A 21,978-nucleotide genomic window follows, 5' to 3' on the forward strand; every position below is an offset into this window, starting at 1 on the left:
CTCTCCTCTACTCGAAAGCCAGTCGGACCGAACCAAGTCCGGCGAACTCGGCGATAAACTCATCCCCCGGATGCGCGTCGAACGCCCGCGTGCACGAACCCGGCAGCACCACGTCACCGGCCCGCAGACGTACCCCGAACGAGGCCACCTTGCGCGCCAGCCATGCCACCGATGTCACCGGATTGCCCAGCACCGCATCGCTTCTACCTTCGGCCAACTTCTCGCCGTTGCAGGTCAGCACCGCATCGATCGACTTGATGTCGATATCTTTTGGCGAAACCCGTTGCTTGCCAATGACAAACCCTGCCGAGGACGCGTTGTCGGCGATGGTGTCGCAAATCTTGATCTGCCAGTTGGTGATCCGGCTGTCCACTACCTCGATGGACGGTACGTACGCCGCAGTCGCCGCCAGCACATCGTCCTCGGTGCAGTCTTCGCCGGGCAGGTCAGCGGCCAGGATGAATCCGACCTCCACCTCTACCCGCGGGAACAGGAACTTGGACGCCGACGCCGCGACGTCCTCGAACAACTCCATATCGGCCAACAGGTGCCCGTAGTCCGGCTCGTGGACACCCATCATCTTCTGCATCGCCTCGGACGATAGGCCCACCTTGTGCCCGACGACCTTGGCTCCGTCCGCTAGGCGGGAACGAATATTCATCAGCTGGATCTCATAGGCGTCGACCACGTCGAAATCCGGATGCGTGTCGGTGGGTGGCGCGATCGCCACCCGGGTGCGCTCGGCCTCGGCCAGATCGGCCGCGATGGCATCGCGAACTTCGGGGTTGAGCATTATGACCGCCTTACTGTGTCTAATTGGGACTCTGTCCCGGCCCGGCGCCCGGAGAAGACGCAGTCGGCCAGGGACAATCCGCTCACATACGAATTGGAGCAGATACCCACCGCCGCACGCCCGGCGGCATAGAGCCCCGGGATCGCCGCGCCCGATGTGGTCTGCACGGCACCAGTCTCCTCGTCCACCACCAGCCCGCCAAGAGTCAGCATGGGACACGGATTCAGCATGTTGGTCTTGATAGACACGTTGAACAGATAGAACGGCCCCTGCCCGATGGGGACCCTGATGTCGTCGGGTTTCCCCAAAGGATCCGGTCTGCCGTCGGCAACGGCCTGGTTGTGTTCGGATACGGTGCGCGCGAGCGCATCCGGCTCAATGCCCGCCTTGGCCGCCAGTTCTTCGATGGATCCGGCCTTCTTGCGGCCCACGTTGAGGAAGGCCTCGGCCTGAATGCGCTGGAACCACAGTGTCTGTGAACCCAACTGCTGACGGGCCCGTTTCACCAACGCCTTGTCGGCGACCAAGTACCCGACGCCGCCGGCCTTCTGCACGATCGCCTTACCCAGCGCGGCACCATAACGCGACTCGTCAACCATCCTCTGCCCCTTGGCATCCACCAGCAACGAGCCGAGGAACGCGGCAGGCGGCACGATAAATCGCCACGCCGAGATCTCGTCGAGGTGCCCGGTGGCCGCGTTCAACGGCTCGGCGAGCTTCAGCGCGGTTCCGTCGTCACCGGCAGTGCCCAGCTCCAACCCGTCCAGGTAGGCCGGGGCATATCGCCGCACCAGCTCGCGGTTGGCGATGAACCCACCCGAGGACAGAATCACCCCGTCGTTGGCGCGGATCTCAAATGGCCTGGCGAACCGACGTTCCAACGCGTACGCGGGACCCTCCAACGCCTTTCGCATCGGCGGGTAATAGATGCCCGGCTTGGTCGCGTATTCGGTGAGCCGCGAATACAGCCGCCGGACCCAGCCCGGCGCATCCTTCAGCGTCATCCCCCGCACCCCGACCACGCGACCGTCCTCGACGATCAGGTCGGTGGCCCGGGTCTGCCGCCACACATCGGCGCCCAAACGCTCCGCGGAGGCCGCCAACGGCGCGAACAACGCCTTGCCGGACACGCCCCGGCCGAAGGCCCGATGCCCACGCTGACGGGGCGGCGTGGCAGCACGCGCCATGCCGGAGGATTCACTGCCAGAAAAGTAGAGGTAGTAGTCGTTGGTGGGGTACGAAGTCTTGAACGGGGCCAGCGAACCTTCGAACGGAACTCCGTAACCTTGCAGCCAATCCAGGGTGTCGACGCTACCGTCGACGAACTTCTGCAGCGTCTCGGGTTTGACGGCGTCTCCGACCTCCAATTGGAGGTACTCCAGCATCAGCTCCGGGGTATCCTCGACGCCCGCGTCACGCTGGATGTTGGTGCCACCACCGGCGTAATAAATACCCCCTGAGATGGCAGAAGCCCCGCCACCGTCGAATCGCTCCAGGACCGCCACCGACGCCCCACGCTCCAGGGCAGCGAGCGCGGCTGATGCTCCCGCCACCCCGTATCCGACAATGACGACATCGGCCGACGGCATGTCCGAACGACCCGGCACGGGGCCTCCCTCATCGTCATAAAGCAAAAACAGCAACATGTTTCTGTTTTCACCGCAACATCACAGTGTCCAGGCGGCGAAACCACTGGCCAACGCCGGTAGCGCCAGGCCGCCTCAATTCTATAACGTGTTCTACATGACTGAGCAGGAGTACGACGTCGTCGTCGTCGGGAGTGGTGGCGCCGGCATGGTTGCGGCGCTCACCGCGGCACACAACGGGCTGAGCACCGTACTGATCGAAAAGGCCCCTCACTTCGGTGGATCGACCGCCCGTTCCGGGGGTGGCGTCTGGATCCCCAACAACGAGGTCCTCAAGAAGGCCCGTCAGACCGATACCCCGGAGGCTGCCCGCGAGTACCTCTACAACATCATTGGCGACGTCGTTCCACGCGAGAAGATCGACACCTACCTCGATCGCGGGCCGGAGATGCTCTCGTTCGTACTCGCGAACTCCCCGTTGAAGCTCGACTGGGTACCCAACTACTCCGATTACTATCCCGAGGCACCGGGCGGCCGGGCCGCCGGACGCTCGGTGGAACCAAAGCCTTTCGACGCCAAGAAGCTTGGCGACGAACTGCCCAATCTGGAGCCGCCGTACGGCAAGGTTCCGCTGAATGTCGTCGTGCGCCAGCAGGATTACGTGCGCCTGAATCAGCTCAAGCGCCACCCGCGTGGTGTGCTGCGCAGCTTGCGGGTCGGTGTGCGCACCTTCTGGGCGCAGGCCACCGGCAAGAAGCTAGTTGGCATGGGGCGGGCACTGTCGGCCGCACTGCGCATCGGCCTGCGCGACGCCGGGGTCCCGGTGAAGCTCAACACCGCGCTGACCGACCTCTACATCGAGAACGGCACCGTCAAGGGCGTCTACGTGCGTGAAGCAGGCACTCCCGAGGCCGCCGAACCGACGGTCATCAAGGCGCGCAAGGGCGTCATCCTGGCCTCCGGCGGTTTCGAGCACAACGAGCAGATGCGGGTGAAGTACCAGCGCGCCCCCATCACCAACGAATGGACCGTGGGCGCCAAGGCCAACACCGGTGACGGCATCTTGGCCGCCGAAAAACTGGGGGCCGCACTGGAATTCATGGAGGACTCGTGGTGGGGCCCGACCGTGCCGCTGGTCGGCCGTCCGTGGTTCGCGCTGTCCGAACGCAACTCCCCCGGTTCCATCATCGTCAACTCTTCGGGCAAGCGCTTCATGAACGAGTCACTGCCCTATGTCGAGGCCACCCATCGCATGTACGGCGGCCAGTACGGCCAGGGCCCCGGACCGGGCGAGAACCTGCCCGCATGGCTCGTCTTCGACCAGGAGTACCGCAACCGGTACATCTTCGCCGGATTGCAGCCGGGACAAAAGATTCCGAGCAAGTGGATCGAGTCCGGCGTCATCGTCAAGGCCGACACCATAGAGGCGTTGGCGGAACTCACGAACCTCCCTGTCGACGCGTTGGTACAGACCGTCGAGCGGTTCAACGGTTTCGCCCGCAGCGGTGTCGACGAAGACTTTGGCCGTGGCAAGAGCGCCTACGACCGTTACTACGGCGACCCCACCAACAAGCCCAACCCCAACTTGGGAGCGATTGCGAAGGGTCCGTTCTACGCGGCCAAGATGGTGCCGGGCGACCTGGGCACCAAGGGGGGCGTGCGCACCGATATCCAGGGCCGTGTGCTGCGCGACGACAACAGCGTCATCGAAGGTCTTTACGCCGCAGGCAATGTCAGCACCCCGGTGATGGGGCACACCTACGCCGGCCCGGGCGCCACCATCGGCCCGGCCATGACGTGGGGTTACCTCGCCGCGCTCGATATCGCCGGGAAGTAGGGTCCGTTCATGCCGATCAACGTCGATATCGCTCTGGGTGCTGCCACCCCGGCCGCCGAATTCTCGTGGACCGCGTCCGATGTGCAGCTCTATCACCTGGCAATCGGTGCGGGAGCCGATCCGGTGAGCGAAACCGAGCTGCGCTACCTGAAGGACAAGACCCCACAGGTGCTGCCCACCTTCGCGACCGTCGCCTCCGGTTTCCACACGGTGGAGCCGCCCAAGGTGTCGTTCCCGGGCATCGAGATCGATCTGGCCAAGATCCTGCACGGCACCGAGCAGGTGACCGCACACCGGCCCTTGCCCGCATCGGGCTCCGCTCGCTCGGAGGGCAAGGTCGTGGAGATCTGGGACAAGGGTAAGGCTGCTGTCATCGTCACGGAGACAACGACTTCCGATGACCAGGGCCCGCTCTGGACCATCCGTCGGTCCATCTTCGCGCGCGGCGAGGGCGGCTTCGGCGGTGAGCGCGGACCGTCCGCCTCAGGCGGAAACCCCGATCGCACCCCGGATCTCGAAGTCTCGACGCACATCCTGCCCCAGCAGGCATTGCTGTACCGACTCTGCGGCGACCGCAACCCGCTTCATTCCGACCCCGCCTTCGCGGCGGCGGCGGGCTTCCCGCGCCCGATCCTGCATGGCCTCTGCAGCTACGGCGTGGTGTGCAAGGCGGCGGTCGACGCGGCACTCGACGGCGATGCCTCGCGGGTGACGTCCTATGCCGCGAAGTTCGCGGGTGTGGTCTTCCCAGGCGAGACGCTCAAGACCCGTATCTGGAAGGAAGACGGCAAGCTGCTGATCTCGGCGGTCGTGGCCGAACGCGAGGACGCCCCCGCGTTGGCCGACGTGGAGCTGCTGCACACGTAGCGGCCCCGGCTAGTACCACCGTAAACCGCGGTAACGATGCACACCCAGCGCGAGTGCGGTGCCGACAGTCCACACCGCGATGCCCAAGCCGAGCTCCAGTAGGGAGCGCTCGGTGAGTGGCATGGAATGGAAAACGTTGCGCCCGAATATCGCTCGCGGGATACCGCCCACCGGCGCCACGAGGTAGTAGACGCCGTACGGCAGGGCCAGATAAACGAGCCATCGTGCGGTGGCCAGCAGGTCACCGCGTTGCCGCCACCGTTCGCACAGCGGCCGGGCCACCATGGGGAGCAGCACCGACACCAGATTGCCCAGGCCCAGCCAGCTCACGATGTGCACGGCGACATCGGGCACCGTGATCGCGGTCTGGGTTGCCTGCTGGCGGTGAACGGTCAGCACAGCCGTGAGCATGAGCGTCGGCAATCCGGCGACAAGGAACAGTGCGATGTTCTTGACGAGCAAGACGTACAGAGGGGACCGATGCCCTCGCAGCGCGTGCCTGACCCGATCGGCATCCAGACCCAGCATGTTGGTCACGGACACATCGGCAAAGATGAACATCGCGAAGTACGTGCCGACCAGCAGCGCCCAGTCGCGCTTGCGCCCGTGTTGGGCGATGGGCTGCCAGATGATCAGGTAGGCGATCGACAGCGCCAGGTTCAGTCCCAACCCCTCGAGCCATCGCCGTGGCGGCCGAAAGGTCTCGGCGAGGTCCCTGAGCAGGCGAGTCGGTACGCGTGCCGCGGTGGCAGCCTCCCGATACGTCATCGGCCAAGCATTACCCGGCTTTCTGTCAGAAAGCTGTGACTGCGATACGGTCTCGTCTCGGTCACAGTTCAGCCGAGCCACATGTCTGAGTCCCGTACCCCAGGTTCGGGGCATACCTTTCCCGCGTGCAGACCTCCCCGTGCGGTCCCGCCAAGCGGTCCCGCTGCCTCTCGCGACGTGATGTCCTCAAGTACGCCTCGAGCGTGCCCGTCCTGTTGAGCATGCCCGCCATGCTGTCCACCGCCGCACTGGCGCACGCATCCCCCATCGCGGGCAAGATCGTCTTCCTCGATCCCGGCCACAACGGTGCCAACGACGGCTCGATCACCCGGCAGGTCAGCGACGGCCGGGGACGCACCAAGGACTGCCAGACCAGCGGCACCGCAACCGATGCCGGCTTTCCCGAGCACACCTTCAACTGGAATGTGGTGCTGCACATCCGCCAGGCACTTACCGTGGCCGGGGTGCGCACCGCGCTCTCACGCGGTAACGACAACGCACTCGGACCATGCATCGATCAGCGTGCCGCGACCGGTAACTCCCTCAAGCCCGACGCGATTGTCAGCATCCACGCCGACGGCGGCCCCCGCGACGGCCGCGGATTTCACGTCAACTACTCGAATCCGCCGATCAACGAGGCGCAGGGGGCTCCGACGCTGCGCTTGGCCAGCACGATGCGAGACCAGCTCAAGGCCTCGGGATTCCAGCCGTCGACCTATCGCGGAAACGACGGCCTCTACGGACGTTCCGACCTGGCCGGCCTGAACCTCGCCCAGTACCCGGCAATCCTCATCGAATGCGGGAACATGAAGAACAGCGACGACGCCGCCATGCTGTCCAGTTCCGATGGCCAGGCCCGGCTGGCAGCGGCGATCGCACAGGGCATAGCCAGATTCCTGAGTTAGTCGGTTACCCCAGGATGAGGCCGGACGTCGGCACTCCGGTGCCCGCGGTGACGAGCACGTGCTCGACGTTGGGTACCTGGTTGACCGACGTACCGCGCAGCTGACGCACACCCTCGGCGATGCCGTTCATACCGTGGATGTAGGCCTCACCGAGCTGACCACCGTGCGTGTTGATCGGCAGCTTGCCGCCCAATTCGATGGCGCCGTGGGCGATGAAGTCCTTGGCCTCGCCCTTACCGCAGAAGCCCAGCTCTTCTAGCTGCAGCAGCGTGTACGGCGTGAAGTGGTCGTACAGGATCGCGGTCTGAATGTCATTGGGTGTCAGGCCCGATTGACCCCACAGCTGCCGACCGACCAGACCCATCTCAGGCAGGCCAAGCTCGTCGCGGTAGTACGAGTACATGGTGAACTGGTCCTCGCCCGAACCCTGCGCGGCGGCTTCGATGACCACCGGCCGATTCTTGAGGTCCTTCGCTCGCTCCGGCGTGGTCACCACGATCGCCACCCCGCCGTCGCTTTCCTGGCAGCAGTCCAGCAGCCGCACCGGATCCGCGATCATCCGCGAATTCTGGTGGTCCTCGATGGTGATCGGCTTGCCGTAGAAGAAAGCCTTGGGGTTGGTCGCGGCATGCTTGCGATCGGCCACCGATACGGCGCCGAAATCTGCACTCGTGGCCCCGTATTCATGCATGTACCGGCGAGCGATCATCGCCACCGAGGCTGCCGGCGTGCTCAGCCCGTGCGGATACGACCAGCTGTATTCCACGCCACGCGAGTCGGCGGTCGAACTCAATCCGGTCATCACCTGGCCGAACCGGAACTCCGAGCGTTCGTTGAAGGCCCGGTATGCGACAACGACTTCCGCAACACCAGCGGCTACCGCCAACGCGGCCTGCTGCACGGTCGCGGCTGCGGCCCCGCCGCCGTACCCGATCTGGCTGAAAAATTTCAGCTCGCCGATACCGGTGGCACGCGCGACGGCCGTCTCGAGATTCGAGTCCATGGTGAAGGTCACCAAGCCGTCGACATCCGACGGTGAGAGCCCCGCATCGTCGAGAGCATCGAGCACTGCTTCGGCAGCCAGTCTCAGCTCTGATCGTCCTGACTTCTTCGAGAAGTCGGTGGCGCCGATGCCGGCGATATGGGCCTTACCCGACAAACTCACGCGGCGTTCCCCTCAGGTCCCATTGCCAGCTTGACCTTGGCGGTGACGTGTGCGCCAAGGCTGTTGTTGCCCACCACATCCACTTCCACGACACCGTCTTCGACGGACGTCACCTCGCCGGTGAACACCGTGGTGTCGTAGGCATACCACGGCACACCCAGGCGCAGAGAAATCGATTTCACGCGGGCGGAAGGTCCGGCCCAGTCGGTGACGAATCGCTCGACCAGACCGGTGTCGGACAGGATGTTGATGAAAATGTCCTTGGATCCCTTGGCCTGCGCCAGATCCCGATCATGGTGCACATCCTGGAAATCGCGGGTCGCGAGCGCCGTCGACACAATGAACGTCGGAGTGCCTTCGAGTTTCAACTCCGGCAGCTTGTCGCCAACTTCTGCTCGCACTCTTTGCTCAAGTCGCTCACTGGTACTCACACTGCCTCCCAGGCGTACAGGGTCCATGCCGGGCTCTCGCCCTCGGCCGGGAAGTCCAGATAGGTGACCTGAACGGGCAACCCGATCTGAACATCATCGGGCGAGACCCCGCGAAGCTCACCGAGCATCCTGACACCCTCTTCGAGCTCCACCAGCGCGATCACGAAAGGCAGTGTGCGACCGGGCACCTGAGGCGCGTGATGCACCACGTAGCTGTACACCGTGCCGCGGCCGCTAGCCACCTGATAGGCGATCGCGGCGTCTTTGTCCTGCCATACCGCGGGAACCGGCGGATGCTGCAATGAACCGTCCGGGCGCTCCTGCAACCGCAGCTCGTGTGCCGCGACGCCTTCCCAGAAGTACGCACTGTCGCGCGACCACGAAGGACGCATCAGTTTCGACGGATCCAGATCCTCGGGTACGTTGGCCGACTGCTTGGCACCGGGCCGGAACTTCATGATGCGCCAGTTCATTTCGTTGACGAGCTCGTCGCCCACATGCCACTCGGCGTGGATGTTGATGAACCAGCTCTCGCCCAGAGCAGTCTGCTTCGGGCCGAAGACCTCGGTCACCTCATTGGTGGTGGTGACCTGCTCACCCAACTGCAGGTAGCGGTGATAGATCTGCTCGTAGTTGGTCGCGACCACCGACTCGTAGCCCGCCGAATCAAGCAGCTCCATCACCAGGCCCAGCGGGTCGTCCCCGGAACGCTCGCCGTACAGCCCGGCCATGGTCCACACCTGAGCCATGGCCGGAGGCGCGACGATGCCCGGATGCCCGGCGGCCTTGGCGGCTTGTTCGTCGACGTAGATCGGGTTGCGATCCCCCATCGCCTCAACCCAGTTGTTGATCATGGCCTGGTTCACCGGATCCCGCGCCAAGCGAGGTGCACTGGGGCCGTCCGCCTTGATCTTGGCGAAGCCTTCCTGGATATCCACCACGGTCATCGTGGAGCCCTCGGAGTACCGAGCCCTGCCGTTGCCACCATCTCTCGCATCACCTCGTTCACGCCGCCACCAAAGGTGATCACCAGGTGGCGCTTGGTTTGTGCATCAAGCCATTCCAACGTCTCTGCGGTGTTCGCGTCGGCGGGATCGCCATAGCGGCCCACAACGCCTTCACTCAGTCGACCAAGCTTCTGAATCCATTCGGTGGCAAGGATCTTCGTCGCTGCGGCATCAGCCATGCTGATGTCATCGCCCGATGAGGCCACCTGCCAGTTGAGCAACTCGTTGAGCCGCCAGACCGCCTTCATCTCACCCAGTACCCGTCGCACGTCCTCATGCGACAGCGGTGCCACACCGTCGGGCCCAGGCTTCGCGGCCCATTCATACACGCGGTCGTACATGCCCGCGATCCGTCCGGACGGGCCGAGTGACACCCGCTCATGATTCAGCTGGGTGGTGATCAGCTTCCAGCCCAGGTTCTCCTCGCCCACCAGCATTTCCACCGGAACCCGAACATCGGAGTAGTAGGTGGCATTGGTGTGGTGTGCGCCATCATTGGTGATGATCGGCGTCCACGAGTAGCCCGGATCCTTGGTGTCGACGATCAGAATCGAGATGCCCTTATGTTTAGGGGCGCTTGGGTCCGTCCTGCAGGCCAGCCAAATGTACTGGGCCTGGTGCGCACCGGTGGTGAAGATCTTCTGCCCGTTGACGACATAGTGGTCGCCGTCGCGCACCGCGGTGGTACGCAAGGACGCCAGGTCGGTCCCTGCCTCCGGTTCGGTGTACCCAATGGCGAAATGGATCTCACCGGCGAGGATTCCGGGCAGAAACTTCTTCTTCTGCTCTTCCGTCCCGTACTTCTGCAGGGTCGGACCGACGGTCTGCAGCGTCACCAGGGGCATCGGCACGTCGGCACGGATGACCTCATTCATGAAGATCTGTTGCTCCAGCGGACCGAATCCATGTCCGCCGTACTCCTTGGGCCAGCCGACTCCGAGCCAGCCGTCCCGCCCCATCCGGCGGACCACGGCCTCATAGGACGAGCTGTGACGGTCGACCATCATGTCGCGGGTCTCATCGGCGGTGACGAGGTTCGAGAAGTACTGTCGCAGATCGCTTTGCAACTTCGCCTGTTCCGGCGTGAGGTCAATCAGCATCGCTGGCTCCTAACCCTGCGCCGCGGCAAGAACATCTAGGCGCTCGGAAGACCCGCCGACCAGACGGCTCAGGTCCTTGATCGTCGAGTAGTAACGGTTCATCGGGTACGTGATGTCAACACCAAGACCACCGTGCAGGTGATGGCAGATCTGCATAACCCGCTGAGCCTCCAAGGCCATCCAGAACGCCACAATGTCCAGGTCCTCGGTGGCGTCCAACCCCTCAGACAGGCGCCAAACAGCAGATTTGACACCGAGATTCAGCGTCCGCGAGACCACATACACATCCGCCAGCTGCTGCGAGACCGCCTGGAAGGTGGCCAGCGGCTTGCCGAACTGCACCCTGTTGGACACATGATCAGCCGTCAGGCGCAATGCTCCGGAGACCAATCCGTCCGCGTAGGAGCCGATTGCCGCCAACGCCAGCTGATTCACTCGCTCAACCGAATCACCCAGCACATCCTCGGCAGGCACCGACGCATCGGCGAAGGTCACCGCGTATTCGGCGGCCTTGCTGGACGTCGGTGTCCGGGTGATCGTCACACCGGGGGTGTTAGGTGCCACCACAACGACGCCATTGTCGGTGGTGACAAGTATCCAATTCGCCTCAGCCGCATGCAGAACGCCGATCTTGCGGCCGTTCAACACCAACGAGGACCCGTCACGCACGGCGGATACCGCGGGTGACGAAGGCAACGCGGACCCGGGCTCATCCAGAGCCGCCGTCAGGATCGCACCGGAGCCGACTCCGTCGAGGAACCTTTCCTGCTGCTGCTCGGAGGCCAACTCCGCCAGCGGAACTACGCCGAATCCGAGCGTGGCCAGCGCGGGCGTCAGGGTGCCATGCTTCCCGAGCACCCTCAGTGCCACCGATACCTCGGCCAGACCCAGCCCATCACCACCCAAGCGTTCAGGCAGCGCCAGATTCAGGACCCCATTGGCAGACAGTGCGCGCCAGGTGTCTTCGTCGTATCCGATCCCGGGCACCACACCGATGAACTCACGGTCGGTAAGCACCGCTTCGACCACGTCAGAGACAGCCTGCTGCTCCTCCGCGAAAGCGAAATCCATTATGCTCGTTTCCTTTTGAAAAGCTACTGCAGAACCGGGCAGCCGCTGGCGCCGGTGAAATCAACCTGCCAGTGCTTGATGCCGTTGAGCCAGCCGGACTGCAGACGCTTCGGGTCACCCGCCGGAACCAGGTTCGGCATGTGATCGGCGATCGCATTGAACATCAGGTTGATGGTCAGTCGGGCCAGGTTGGCGCCGATGCAGTAGTGCGCACCGCTGCCGCCGAAGCCCATGTGCGGGTTGGGGTTACGCATGATGTTGAAGCTGAATGGATCCTCGAAGACCTCTTCGTCGAAGTTGGCCGAGCGGTACATCATGACGACGCGCTGACCCTTCTTGATCTGCACGCCATCGAGCTCGGTGTCCTCCAACGCCGTCCGCTGGAAGGAGGTAACGGGGGTGGCCCAGCGCACGATCTCGTCGGCCGCCGTCTCCGGGCGCTCCTTCTTGTACAGCTCCCACTGCTCCGGGAACTGGGTGAAGGCCATCATGCCCTGGGTGATCGAGTTGCGGGAAGTCTCGTTGCCGGCCACCGCGAGCATGATCACGAAGAAGCCGAACTCGTCATCGGAGAGCTTGCCCTCACCCTCGATCTCGGCGTTGATGAGGGTGGTCACGATGTCCTCGCCCGGATTCTCGGTCTTCTGCTTGGCCATCTCCATCGAGTAGGCCAGGATCTCCATCGACGAGGCCGCCGGGTCGATATCGGCGTATTCCGGATCGTCGTACGACGTCATCTCGTTGGACCAGTTGAACAGCTTGCCGCGATCCTCAATGGGCACCCCGAGCAGACCGGCGATGGCCTGCAGTGGCAACTCACAGGACACCTGCTCAACGAAGTCGCCGGTGCCGCTCGCCGCTGCGTTCTTGGCGATCTCTTGCGCACGCTCGTTCAGCTCGTCCCGCAGACGGCCGATGGCACGCGGGGTGAAACCGCGGGAAATGATCTTGCGCAGCCGGGTGTGGTGCGGGGCGTCCATGTTGAGCATGACGTAGCGCTGCAGCTCGATCGCTTCTCGCGTCATGTCATCGCTGAACCGCGGGATGGCGGTGTTTTCCCAGCTCGAGAAGACATCACTGCGCAGCGATACCTCCTTGACGTCCTTGTGCTTGGAAATTACCCAGTATCCGCCGTCGTTGAAGCCGCCGACGCCGTCGGGCTGCTCCTGCCACCAAATCGGAGCCGTCTTCCGAAGCTCCTTGAGCTCCTCGATGGGGAGCCGTTCTGCGTAAACCTCCGGGTCGGTGAAGTCGAATCCGGCGGGAAGGCTGGGGTGCACCACGTTGAACTCCTATGGCCTTTCGGGGCGTCTTTCAGGGACGATCTGGTTAGAGCATCTAGTGAGAGCCGAGTGAGCTACGACACTCTCTAGCCCCATTGAAGCACACGATCAGCGCAGACAAAACGGGGTGCGCGGGGTGAGAACACGTTCTCATTGCTTCCGGACTGAAACGTGTTCTACCGTGAGGTCAACGTTCAGAGCGCAAAGGAGCAGCTCCATGGGTAATCCGGTCATCGTCGAAGCGACGCGCAGCCCCATCGGCAAACGCGGTGGATGGCTCGCGGGCCTACATCCCGCCGAGCTGCTGGGCAGCATCCAGAAGTCGGTGATTGCGCGCGCGGGCCTAGATCCCCACGAGGTCGAGCAAGTCATCGGCGGCTGTGTGACCCAGTTCGGCGAGCAGGGCGGGCACATCACCCGGCAGGCATGGCTGCACGCCGGGCTGCCCGAGGCCGCCGGCGCCACCACCATCGACTGCCAGTGCGGCAGCGCGCAGCAGGCCAACCACCTCATCGCCGGGCTGATCTACTCGGGTGCCATCGACACCGGCATCGCCTGCGGTATCGAATCGATGAGCCGCGTACCGCTCGGCGCCAACGTCGGCGGCACTGGCATTCCGCGCCCCGCCTCGTGGGATATCGACATGCCGAACCAGTTCGAGGCAGCCGAGCGCATTGCCAAGCGTCGCGGCATCACCCGCGCCGACGTGGACGGCCTGGGCGTCCGCTCGCAGGCACTGGCCAAACAGGCCTGGGCCGAAGGTCGCTTCGATCGCGAGATCACCTCGCTGGCCGCCCCGCGGGTGGACAAGGAGGGCAATCCGACCGGCGAGACCTTGACGGTCAGCCGCGATCAGGGCCTGCGTGACACCACCCTGGAGTCCCTCGGGAACCTGAAACCGGTTATGCCGGAAGGTATTCACACCGCAGGCACGTCCTCGCAGATTTCTGACGGAGCTGCCGCGGTACTGCTCATGGACGAAGACAAGGCCCGCGCCCTGGGCCTGAAGCCACGCGCCCGCATCGTGTCTCAGGCCTTGGTCGGCGCCGAGCCGTACTACCACCTGGACGGTCCGGTGCAGTCGACGCAACGTGTGCTGGATCGCGCCGGTATGAAGATCGGCGATATCGACGTCGTCGAGATCAACGAGGCCTTCGCATCCGTGGTGCTGTCATGGGCCGCGGTGCACAAGCCGGACTTCGATCGCGTGAACGTCAACGGCGGTGCCATCGCCCTGGGTCACCCGGTGGGCAGCACCGGCAGTCGTCTGATCACCACGGCGCTGTACGAGCTCGAACGCACCGACAAGTCAACGGCTTTGATCACCATGTGCGCTGGGGGCGCGCTGTCCACCGGCACCATCATCGAGCGGATCTAGTACCTTCGTGAAAGCCCCCGACATCACCGTGTCGGGGGCTTTTTCGTCAGCTGGCACGCCCGAATCCCGCCGGGCAGAAGTCGACCTCCCAGTGCTTGACGCCGTTGAGCCATCCCGACCGCAGCCGCTCTGGTTCCCCGGCAGAGGCGAGATCGGGCAGGTGGTCTGCGATGGCGTTGAACATCAGGTTGACGGTCATCCGCGCCAGATTCGCACCGACACAATAGTGCTCGCCGGTACCGCCGAAGCCGACGTGCGGATTCGGGGTTCGCATGATGTCGAAAATGAACGGATCCGCAAAGACGTCCTCATCGAAGTTGGCGCTGCGGTACATCATGACGACGCGCTGCCCCTTCTTGATCTGCACACCACCAAGTTCGGTGTCCTGCAACGCTGTCCGCTGAAATGACGTGACCGGAGTGGCCCACCGTACGATCTCGTCGGCGGCCGTCTCTGGACGTTCCTTCTTGTACAGCTCCCACTGCTCCGGGAACTGCGTGAACGCGCGCATGCCGTGTGTGATCGAGTTGCGCGTGGTCTCATTGCCCGCCACCGCCAGCATCATGACAAAGAACCCGAACTCGTCCTCGGAGAGCTTCTGCCCGTCCACATCGGCATTCACCAACGCCGTGCAGATGTCATCACCCGGCTCGGCAATTTTGCTCGCCGCCATTCGCATGGCATACGTCAGCAGTTCGACACGTGCGGTCTGCGCGTCCTCTTCGGATTCCTCCGACCCCACGAGCATGTTGGACCAGTGAAAGAGCTTCTCCCGCTCCTCTTGAGGCGTGCCCAGCAGACCCGCAAGGGCCTGCAACGGCAGCTCGCACGCGACGTGTTCGACGAAATCCCCATGCTGTGTCCGCGCCGCCGCCTTCGCGATCGCCTGGGCGCGGTCGTTCAGCTCTTCCCTCAGTCTGCCGATCGCACGAGGGGTGAAGCCCTTGCTGATGATCTGCCTCAGCCTGGTGTGCCGTGGCGGGTCCATATAGAGCATGACCACATGCGAGGACGCTTCGATCATCTCGCGCGCAGCGGTGGCCGGATAGCGCGGGAGTGATGTATTCGCCTCGCTCGAGAACACATCGCTGCGTACCGAAACCTCTTTGACATCTTTATGTTTTGTCACTACCCAGAAGCCATCGTCATCGAACCCGGCGACTCCATGCGGTGTTCGGTTCCACCACACGGGAGCTACGCGGCGCAGCTCGGCGAGCTCGCGCTCGGGAATCCCACGCACGAATAGTTCGGGATCGGTGAAGTCGATACCGTCCGGCAAATGGGGATGTTGGGCCTGTACCACGCTGTACCTCCCGGCCTGTGATGCATTTCACTACTGGCTCTAGTCGCAGTGAAGCACAGAAATCGACCCCAGGACAAGGGTGCGCGGCAGAAAAGCCGCAGATCTAGAACGTGTTCTAGGTACGTGACAGCTTCGGAACGAAGATCGCCCGGATGTGGTGGATCCGGGGGTCGTCAGCCGGAATTTTGAACGTCTCGTCCACTTTGGCGACGATGCGCCACCCGGCGACCTTCGCCTTGGTCTCGATGACAAAGCTCGCGATGACATTCTCGCCCTCAACACGGAACTGCCGGTTGGAAGCGGCGGCGATGAGGCGGAACTGCGGACCGTTGTTCAGGCTGCGCCGCAAGTGATCTCCGGAGAATCCGGTCTTGACGCCCTGCTCGATCCGCACACATTCCGGAGTGAACGGAACCGCGTCCGCCTGATGTGTGACGAGGGCTTCGATGTATGCATTCGCCGCGGCAATACGTACTTCGTCTGAGGCTCCGGGTGTTGACACCCTCGTAGCATAGGGCCATGTCTGACGGTCTTCCCGCGAGCGGCTCATCCCTGCCTGACGGTCTTCCCGCGAGCGGCTCAACCGCCAACGCACCCGCCCAGTTGAACTCCGAATTCGCCGGCAAGTTGATCAAGTGGATGACCACCGTCAACGTTTGGCTGTACCAGCGGACCGACGGCCGGCTGGGCGGAAAGTGGCGTGTGGGTGCGGCTTTCCCCTGGGGCATACCGGTACTGCTGCTCACCACCACCGGTCGCAAAACCGGGCAGAAGCGACTCAGCGCGCTGTTGTACCTGCCCGACGGCGACAAGGTGGTCCTGGTGGCGTCGCAGGGTGGGCGCGACTCCCATCCCGCGTGGTATCTCAATCTGAAGGCGAATTCTGAAGTCACCGTTCAGATCAAGGGCGATGTCCGGACCATGACGGCACGCACCGCTACCGATGAAGAACGGGCTCACTACTGGCCCAAGCTGGTCGAGCTGTATGCGGACTTCGACAAGTACCAGTCGTATACGACCCGCAAGATCCCCGTCGTCGTCCTGGAGCCCTAGCCCCTACGTCGACACGCCGCGTCGTGGCGGACACGTGCGATACGAATCCGCCCCGATACGGCGTGTCGGCGAAACTAGGACTGCGAACCGTAGACCGGAACCGGCGTGCGCGCCTTGTCGAGCAGGTCGGTCACAACCGGGCCCAATTCGCTTGGATCCCAACGAGCTCCCTTATCCACCTGCGGGCCGTGCGCCCACCCCTCGGCGACACGAATGATGCCGGCTTCGACCTCGAACACCTTTCCGGTGACCTCGCGCGACTCCGGGCTACCCAGCCACACCACCAGGGGCGAGACGTTCTCGGGAGCCATCGCGTCGAACGCGCCGTCCTCCGGCTTGGCCATGGTCTCGGCGAAAACCGCCTCGGTCATGCGGGTGCGCGCGGCCGGAGCGACGGCGTTCACGGTGATGCCGTAGCGGCCCATCTCGGCGGCGGCCTGCAAGGTCAGGGTGGCGATACCCGCCTTGGCGGCAGCGTAATTCCCTTGGCCGACACTGCCTTGCAGACCGGCGGCGGAGCTGGTGTTGATGATGCGGGCATCCACCGCGTTCCCGGCCTTGAACTCGTCACGCCAGTAGGCGGCGGCGTGACGCAGCGGCGCGAAGTGTCCCTTGAGATGCACGCGGATCACCGCGTCCCACTCATCCTCGCCCATGTTCGCCAGCATCCGGTCGCGCAGGAATCCGGCGTTGTTTACCAGAACATCCAGCCGGCCAAAGGAATTGACGGCGGTGTCGATGAGGTTCTTGGCACCGTTCCAGTCTGCGACGTCGTCTCCGTTGGTAACGGCCTCGCCACCCGCGGCCTTGATCTCCTCGACGACTTCCTGCGCGGGACTCGTGCCCGCCGATCCATCCAGGCCCACACCGATGTCATTGACGACGACTCGGGCGCCTTCGGCGGCGAAGGCCAATGCGTGCGCCCGGCCGATACCGCGCCCCGCGCCGGTGATGATGACGACCCGACCGTCGAGTAAACCTGGCATGTTCTATTCCTTTTCGCCGTTCTCGTTGCTGTTGACATTGGCGGCATCGAGGAACGCGGGACGTTCCCCTCCGCCGTGCACCGTGAGGACCGAACCGGTCACATAAGAAGACAGTGGTGAAGCGAGAAATGCTGCTGTCCAACCGATCTCATCGGGATCGGCCAGCCGCCCCAACGGCACTGTGGCACCCACCGCCGCGATTCCGTCTTCGTTGCCATAGTGCAGCTCCGACAGCTCCGTGCGGATCATCCCGGCCGCGAGCGCATTCACCCGCACCTTGGGGGCCCACTCGACGGCCAGGCTCCGGGTCAGGCTCTCCAGCCCGGCCTTGGCCGCACCGTAGGCGGCGGTACCCGGAGACGGGCGGCTCGCGCTCACGCTGGTGATGTTGACGATCGCGCCGCCGTCCCCCTGCGTCTGCATCACCGCGTTGGCGCGCTGCGAAACGAGCAGGGCGGACAGCAGGTTCAACTCGATGATCTTGCGGTGGAAGTTGTGGCTCGCGTCGGCAGCGAGGGCAAAGGGTGCTCCCCCGGCGTTGTTCACGACGGCGTCGAGGCGACCGTGCGTGGCGACGATGGTCTTGATGAGCGCGTCCACCGACTCTTCGTCGCGGACATCGCAGGAGTGGAATTCGTAGGGGGTCTCACCAGGGCGGCGCGCACAGGTCACCACCGTGGCGCCCTGATCGGCGAAGACCTGGCTGATACCGGCGCCGACCCCACGGACCCCTCCGGTCACCAGGACGACGCGGCCCTCCAGGCCGAGGTCATACGTGGCGCCATTCGACGCTCTTCGCCGAAGCTCATCGCTCACCTGGCCACCCTTTCCCTGGTCCTGCACCGTTTGTCCTGCGCTTTCGAGCCATGGTAGCGTACCAAGCAAGTGCTTGTTTCGGTACCTTGAGGAGTCTCATGGGCATCACCACCGCGACGGTTGAACCGGGCATCGTCACCGTCACCGTCGACTATCCGAAGGTCAACGCCATCCCGTCGCGCGGATGGTTCGAGTTGGCCGACGCCATCCTGGCCGCGGGCAACGACCCGGCCACGCACGTCGTGATCCTGCGGGCCGAGGGCCGTGGGTTCAATGCCGGCGCCGACATCAAGGAGATGCAGGCCACCCAAGCTGAGGGGAAGGGCTACACCGCGCTGATCGACACCAACCGGGGCTGCTTCGAGGCCTTCAGTGCGGTGTACCGCTGCAAGGTGCCCGTCATCGCCGCCGTCAACGGCTTTTGCCTTGGCGGAGGAATTGGCTTGGTGGGCAACGCCGATGTGATCGTCGCCTCCGATGACGCCGTGTTCAGCGTGCCCGAGGTGGACCGCGGCGCCCTCGGCACCGCCACCCACCTGCAGCGGCTGGTCCCCCAGCATGTGATGCGCCGGATGTTCTACACGGCAGCCAAGATCGACGCAAAGACGTTGCACCACTATGGATCCATCCATGAAGTGGTGCCGCGCGAAGAGCTGGACGAGGCCGCGCTGCGCGTCGCCCGTGACATCGCCGCCAAGGACACCCGGGTCATCCGGGCCGCCAAGGAGGCCATCAACTTCATCGACCCGCAGGACGTCGAGTCGAGCTACCGCATGGAGCAGGGCTTCACGTTCGAACTCAATCTCGCAGGTGTCGCCGACGAACACCGTGACGCGTTCGTCGAGACCGGAAAGCCGAAGGGGGCCTGATGAGCCGCACGCGCGAAGAGGAGAAGGCACAGTAATGGCAGACAAGACAAGCACCCTCGACGAGGTCGTCGCCGAACTACGCAGCGGAATGACCATCGGTCTCGGCGGCTGGGGCTCACGCCGCAAGCCGATGGCCTTCGTGCGCGCGATTCTGCGTTCGGACGTCAAGGATCTGACGGTCGTCACCTATGGCGGGCCGGACTTGGGTCTGCTGTGTTCCGCGGGCAAGGTCAAGAGGGCCTACTACGGCTTCGTCTCCCTGGACTCGCCGCCCTTCTATGACCCGTGGTTCGCCAAGGCGCGCACGACCGGCGCCATCGAATCCCGCGAGATGGACGAGGGCATGGTCAAGTGCGGCTTGGAGGCCGCCGCCGCCCGGCTGCCGTTCCTGCCCATCCGCGCCGGGCTGGGATCCGACGTCATGAACTTCTGGGGCGACGAGCTCAAGACCGTCACCTCTCCGTACGCCGACTCATCGGGCCAGGCGGAAACCCTGGTCGCGATGCCCGCGCTGAACCTGGATGCCGCTTTCGTGCATCTGAACCTGGGTGACGCCACCGGCAATGCCGCGTACACCGGCGTCGACCCGTACTTCGACGACCTGTACTGCATGGCCGCCGAGCGTCGCTACCTGTCGGTGGAGAAGGTGGTATCCACCGAAGAGTTGGTGAAATCTGTTCCTCTGCAGTCGCTTCTGCTCAACCGCATGATGGTCGACAAGGTGGTCGAGGCCCCGGGTGGAGCGCACTTCACCATCGGCGCCGCCGACTACGGCCGCGACGAGAAATTCCAGCGGCATTACGCCGAGGCCGCCGGTGACCCCGAATCCTGGCAGAAGTTTGTCGACACCTATCTGTCTGGTTCCGAAGAGGATTACCAGGCAGCCGTCAAGCGTTTCAAGGAGGCGCAGGCATGAGCGAGGCAACCCGCGCGGAGGTATGCGCTGTCGCATGCGCCGAGTTGTTCAGGGACGCAGGCGAGATCATGGCCTCTGCGATGTCGACGATGTCCACCGTGGGTGCCCGGCTGGCGCGCCTCACCTTCTCCCCCGACCTGGTGCTCTCGGACGGCGAGGCCGTGCTGATGGCAGAAACACCGACCATCGGTGGAATCTCGCCGATCGAGGGCTGGATGCCGTTCCGCAAGGTGTTCGACGTGGTGGCCTCGGGTCGCCGACATGTCGTCATGGGCGCCAATCAGATTGACCGCTACGGCAATCAGAACCTCTCGGCGTTCGGGCCGCTGCAGCACCCCACCCGGCAGATGTTCGGTGTGCGCGGTGCTCCCGGCAACACCATCAACCACGCCACCTCGTACTGGGTGGGCAACCATTCGGCGCGAGTGTTCGGCAATTCGGTCGACGTCATCTCGGGTGTCGGCTACGACAAGGTCGACCCGACGAACCCGGCGTTCAAGTACCTCAACGTGTTCCGGGTGATCTCGAACCTCGGCGTGTTCGACTTCAACGGCCCCAACCACGAGATGCAGGCCCTATCACTGCACCCCGGCGTCTCGGCCGAGGACGTCGCGACCAACACCGGCTTCGAGGTACATGGGCTGGCCGACGCCGGTGAGACCCGAACGCCGACCGACGAAGAGCTTCGGATCATTCGTGAGGTGATCGATCCGAAGTCGTTCCGGGACAAGGAAGTCAAGCAATGAGCGCACCGGTCCTCAGGACAGCACTGACCGAACTTGTCGGTATCGACCATCCCGTCGTGCAGACCGGGATGGGGTGGGTGGCCGGCCCACGGCTGGTCGCCGCGACCTCCAACGCCGGCGGCCTGGGCATCCTGGCCTCGGCGACCATGACGCTCGACGAGTTGATCGCCGCCGTCGCGAAGACGAAGTCGCTGACCGACAAACCTTTCGGTGTGAACATCCGCGCCGACGCCGGCGATGCCACCGAGCGCATCGATCTGCTGATCCGCGAGAAGGTCAAGGTGGCCTCGTTCGCGCTGGCACCCAAGCAGGATCTGATTGCCAAACTGAAAGACAATGGTGTGGTGGTGGTTCCGTCCATCGGAGCGGCCAAACATGCCAAGAAGGTCGCGGCCTGGGGCGCCGACGCGGTGATCGTGCAGGGCGGTGAGGGCGGTGGCCACACCGGTCCGGTCGCCACCACCCTGCTGCTGCCCTCGGTGCTCGACGCCGTGAAAGACACCGGGATGCCGGTCATCGCCGCCGGTGGCTTTTTCGACGGACGCGGCCTGGCTGCCGCGTTGTCCTACGGGGCCGCCGGTGTCGCGATGGGCACCCGATTCCTGCTGACCTCTGACAGCACTGTTCCGGATGCCGTCAAGCAGCGCTACCTGGCCTCCGACCTCGGCAGCACCGTGGTGTCCACCCGCGTCGACGGTATGCCGCACCGGGTGCTGCGCACCGAGCTCGTCGAGAAGCTGGAGAGCGGTTCGCGGGTACGCGGCTTCACCGCCGCGGTACGCAACGCCGCCAAGTTCAAGAAGATGACGGGCATGTCGTGGGTGTCGATGGTCAAAGACGGTCTGGCGATGCGGCACGGCAAGGAGCTCACCTGGTCGCAGGTGCTCATGGCCGCCAACACCCCGATGCTGCTGAAGGCAGGCCTGGTTGAGGGCAACACGAATGCCGGCGTGCTCGCCTCCGGGCAGGTGGCGGGCATTCTGGATGACCTGCCGAGCTGTCAGGAGTTGGTAGACGCGATCGTGACGGAAGCGGTCCAGCACCTCAAGAGGGCCAACGCCGCGATCATGTAGCCACGGAGCGGGAAACGCACCACAT

At 64.2% G+C, this 21,978-nt stretch carries 22 protein-coding genes; 9 read left to right on the forward strand and 13 right to left on the reverse strand.

The window, feature by feature from the left end:
* Positions 1-7: 7 nt before the first annotated feature.
* Entirely contained in the window at positions 8-793 is a 786-nt protein-coding gene (locus BKG76_RS08065) for a 2-keto-4-pentenoate hydratase (RefSeq protein ID WP_070937196.1), read from the reverse strand.
* Positions 793-2,439: an FAD-binding protein gene (locus BKG76_RS08070; protein WP_070937197.1), complete on the reverse strand. Its 1,647-nt coding sequence runs from the start codon at positions 2,437-2,439 to the stop codon at positions 793-795. Before BKG76_RS08070 ends, BKG76_RS08065 begins: the two co-directional genes overlap by 1 nt.
* Before the next feature lie 88 nt (positions 2,440-2,527).
* On the opposite strand from BKG76_RS08070, the gene kstD reads away from it, so the two are divergent.
* Both kstD and BKG76_RS08080 read left to right on the forward strand, forming a co-directional pair.
* Positions 2,528-4,216, forward strand: coding sequence for a 3-oxosteroid 1-dehydrogenase (gene kstD, locus BKG76_RS08075; RefSeq protein WP_070939046.1), 1,689 nt, complete (start codon positions 2,528-2,530; stop codon positions 4,214-4,216).
* A gap of 9 nt (positions 4,217-4,225) precedes the next feature.
* Positions 4,226-5,083: a MaoC/PaaZ C-terminal domain-containing protein gene (locus BKG76_RS08080; RefSeq protein ID WP_070937198.1), complete on the forward strand. Its 858-nt coding sequence runs from the start codon at positions 4,226-4,228 to the stop codon at positions 5,081-5,083.
* A gap of 9 nt (positions 5,084-5,092) precedes the next feature.
* Here BKG76_RS08080 and BKG76_RS08085 read toward each other — a convergent pair whose 3' ends face one another.
* A complete protein-coding gene (locus BKG76_RS08085; protein WP_070937199.1) occupies positions 5,093-5,851 on the reverse strand; it encodes a hypothetical protein in 759 nt (252 codons plus the stop codon).
* Positions 5,852-6,072: 221 nt separating this feature from the next.
* On the opposite strand from BKG76_RS08085, the gene BKG76_RS08090 reads away from it, so the two are divergent.
* Positions 6,073-6,756, forward strand: a complete 684-nt coding sequence (locus BKG76_RS08090; RefSeq protein WP_070937200.1) for an Rv3717 family N-acetylmuramoyl-L-alanine amidase — start codon at positions 6,073-6,075, stop codon at positions 6,754-6,756.
* A gap of 4 nt (positions 6,757-6,760) precedes the next feature.
* On the opposite strand, the gene BKG76_RS08095 is transcribed toward BKG76_RS08090, so the two are convergent.
* The 6 genes from BKG76_RS08095 to BKG76_RS08120 are packed head-to-tail and all read right to left on the reverse strand — an operon-like array spanning position 6,761 to position 12,813.
* The gene (locus tag BKG76_RS08095; RefSeq protein WP_206676211.1) at positions 6,761-7,915 is read right to left on the reverse strand and encodes a lipid-transfer protein; all 1,155 of its coding nucleotides are present in this window, start codon (positions 7,913-7,915) and stop codon (positions 6,761-6,763) included.
* A gap of 2 nt (positions 7,916-7,917) precedes the next feature.
* Positions 7,918-8,322, reverse strand: coding sequence for a MaoC family dehydratase (locus BKG76_RS08100; protein ID WP_070937202.1), 405 nt, complete (start codon positions 8,320-8,322; stop codon positions 7,918-7,920).
* A gap of 26 nt (positions 8,323-8,348) precedes the next feature.
* Entirely contained in the window at positions 8,349-9,293 is a 945-nt protein-coding gene (locus BKG76_RS08105; RefSeq protein WP_330220045.1) for a bifunctional MaoC family dehydratase N-terminal/OB-fold nucleic acid binding domain-containing protein, read from the reverse strand.
* A gap of 2 nt (positions 9,294-9,295) precedes the next feature.
* The gene (gene fadE29, locus BKG76_RS08110; RefSeq protein ID WP_070937204.1) at positions 9,296-10,459 is read right to left on the reverse strand and encodes an acyl-CoA dehydrogenase FadE29; all 1,164 of its coding nucleotides are present in this window, start codon (positions 10,457-10,459) and stop codon (positions 9,296-9,298) included.
* Positions 10,460-10,468: 9 nt separating this feature from the next.
* Complete coding sequence (locus BKG76_RS08115; RefSeq protein WP_070937205.1) at positions 10,469-11,530, reverse strand: acyl-CoA dehydrogenase family protein; 1,062 nt, start codon at positions 11,528-11,530, stop codon at positions 10,469-10,471.
* A 23-nt stretch (positions 11,531-11,553) separates the two neighbouring features.
* Positions 11,554-12,813, reverse strand: coding sequence for a cytochrome P450 (locus BKG76_RS08120; RefSeq protein WP_070937206.1), 1,260 nt, complete (start codon positions 12,811-12,813; stop codon positions 11,554-11,556).
* Between the two features lie 217 nt (positions 12,814-13,030).
* Here BKG76_RS08120 and BKG76_RS08125 point away from each other — a divergent pair, with 217 nt between their 5' ends.
* The gene (locus BKG76_RS08125) at positions 13,031-14,191 is read left to right on the forward strand and encodes a steroid 3-ketoacyl-CoA thiolase (protein ID WP_070937207.1); all 1,161 of its coding nucleotides are present in this window, start codon (positions 13,031-13,033) and stop codon (positions 14,189-14,191) included.
* 46 nt (positions 14,192-14,237) lie between these two features.
* Here BKG76_RS08125 and BKG76_RS08130 read toward each other — a convergent pair whose 3' ends face one another.
* Positions 14,238-15,494, reverse strand: coding sequence for a cytochrome P450 (locus BKG76_RS08130; protein WP_070937208.1), 1,257 nt, complete (start codon positions 15,492-15,494; stop codon positions 14,238-14,240).
* A gap of 115 nt (positions 15,495-15,609) precedes the next feature.
* Positions 15,610-15,996 carry a hypothetical protein gene (locus tag BKG76_RS08135; RefSeq protein ID WP_070937209.1) on the reverse strand — a complete coding sequence of 129 codons (387 nt, stop codon included), beginning with the start codon at positions 15,994-15,996 and terminating at the stop codon, positions 15,610-15,612.
* A 17-nt stretch (positions 15,997-16,013) separates the two neighbouring features.
* Here BKG76_RS08135 and BKG76_RS08140 point away from each other — a divergent pair, with 17 nt between their 5' ends.
* Positions 16,014-16,547, forward strand: coding sequence for a nitroreductase family deazaflavin-dependent oxidoreductase (locus BKG76_RS08140; protein ID WP_070937210.1), 534 nt, complete (start codon positions 16,014-16,016; stop codon positions 16,545-16,547).
* Between the two features lie 74 nt (positions 16,548-16,621).
* Here BKG76_RS08140 and BKG76_RS08145 read toward each other — a convergent pair whose 3' ends face one another.
* Complete coding sequence (locus BKG76_RS08145) at positions 16,622-17,533, reverse strand: SDR family oxidoreductase (RefSeq protein ID WP_070937211.1); 912 nt, start codon at positions 17,531-17,533, stop codon at positions 16,622-16,624.
* Positions 17,534-17,536: 3 nt separating this feature from the next.
* A complete protein-coding gene (locus BKG76_RS08150) occupies positions 17,537-18,349 on the reverse strand; it encodes an SDR family oxidoreductase (RefSeq protein WP_070939047.1) in 813 nt (270 codons plus the stop codon).
* A 98-nt stretch (positions 18,350-18,447) separates the two neighbouring features.
* Between BKG76_RS08150 and BKG76_RS08155 the strand changes: the two genes are divergently transcribed.
* From BKG76_RS08155 to ipdC, 4 genes are read left to right on the forward strand one after another with little or no spacing between them, the layout of a single operon-like run.
* Positions 18,448-19,218, forward strand: coding sequence for an enoyl-CoA hydratase family protein (locus tag BKG76_RS08155; protein ID WP_070937212.1), 771 nt, complete (start codon positions 18,448-18,450; stop codon positions 19,216-19,218).
* Between the two features lie 34 nt (positions 19,219-19,252).
* Complete coding sequence (gene ipdA, locus BKG76_RS08160; protein ID WP_070937213.1) at positions 19,253-20,134, forward strand: cholesterol ring-cleaving hydrolase subunit IpdA; 882 nt, start codon at positions 19,253-19,255, stop codon at positions 20,132-20,134.
* A complete protein-coding gene (locus tag BKG76_RS08165; protein ID WP_070937214.1) occupies positions 20,131-20,880 on the forward strand; it encodes a CoA-transferase subunit beta in 750 nt (249 codons plus the stop codon). The genes ipdA and BKG76_RS08165 overlap by 4 nt, the downstream gene beginning before the upstream one ends.
* The gene (gene ipdC / locus BKG76_RS08170) at positions 20,877-21,953 is read left to right on the forward strand and encodes a (3aS,4S,5R,7aS)-5-hydroxy-7a-methyl-1-oxo-octahydro-1H-indene-4-carboxyl-CoA dehydrogenase (protein ID WP_070937215.1); all 1,077 of its coding nucleotides are present in this window, start codon (positions 20,877-20,879) and stop codon (positions 21,951-21,953) included. The genes BKG76_RS08165 and ipdC overlap by 4 nt, the downstream gene beginning before the upstream one ends.
* Positions 21,954-21,978 lie beyond the last annotated feature (25 nt).

Source organism: Mycobacteroides franklinii, assembly GCF_001853795.1.
GTDB lineage: Bacteria > Actinomycetota > Actinomycetes > Mycobacteriales > Mycobacteriaceae > Mycobacterium > Mycobacterium franklinii.

What these genes read in the sequence shown, in the direction of transcription:
- BKG76_RS08080 (WP_070937198.1), top strand. Translation starts at nt 4,226, where the DNA reads ATGCCGATCAACGTCGATATCGCTCTGGGTGCTGCCACCCCGGCCGCC.
- BKG76_RS08140 (WP_070937210.1), top strand. Translation starts at nt 16,014, where the DNA reads ATGTCTGACGGTCTTCCCGCGAGCGGCTCATCCCTGCCTGACGGTCTT.
- BKG76_RS08125 (WP_070937207.1), top strand. Translation starts at nt 13,031, where the DNA reads ATGGGTAATCCGGTCATCGTCGAAGCGACGCGCAGCCCCATCGGCAAA.
- BKG76_RS08090 (WP_070937200.1), top strand. Translation starts at nt 6,073, where the DNA reads ATGCCCGCCATGCTGTCCACCGCCGCACTGGCGCACGCATCCCCCATC.
- BKG76_RS08070 (WP_070937197.1), bottom strand. Translation starts at nt 2,439, where the DNA reads ATGTTGCTGTTTTTGCTTTATGACGATGAGGGAGGCCCCGTGCCGGGT.
- ipdC (WP_070937215.1), top strand. Translation starts at nt 20,877, where the DNA reads ATGAGCGCACCGGTCCTCAGGACAGCACTGACCGAACTTGTCGGTATC.
- BKG76_RS08145 (WP_070937211.1), bottom strand. Translation starts at nt 17,533, where the DNA reads ATGCCAGGTTTACTCGACGGTCGGGTCGTCATCATCACCGGCGCGGGG.
- BKG76_RS08085 (WP_070937199.1), bottom strand. Translation starts at nt 5,851, where the DNA reads ATGACGTATCGGGAGGCTGCCACCGCGGCACGCGTACCGACTCGCCTG.
- ipdA (WP_070937213.1), top strand. Translation starts at nt 19,253, where the DNA reads ATGGCAGACAAGACAAGCACCCTCGACGAGGTCGTCGCCGAACTACGC.
- BKG76_RS08165 (WP_070937214.1), top strand. Translation starts at nt 20,131, where the DNA reads ATGAGCGAGGCAACCCGCGCGGAGGTATGCGCTGTCGCATGCGCCGAG.
- fadE29 (WP_070937204.1), bottom strand. Translation starts at nt 10,459, where the DNA reads ATGCTGATTGACCTCACGCCGGAACAGGCGAAGTTGCAAAGCGATCTG.
- BKG76_RS08065 (WP_070937196.1), bottom strand. Translation starts at nt 793, where the DNA reads ATGCTCAACCCCGAAGTTCGCGATGCCATCGCGGCCGATCTGGCCGAG.
- BKG76_RS08115 (WP_070937205.1), bottom strand. Translation starts at nt 11,530, where the DNA reads ATGGATTTCGCTTTCGCGGAGGAGCAGCAGGCTGTCTCTGACGTGGTC.
- BKG76_RS08155 (WP_070937212.1), top strand. Translation starts at nt 18,448, where the DNA reads ATGGGCATCACCACCGCGACGGTTGAACCGGGCATCGTCACCGTCACC.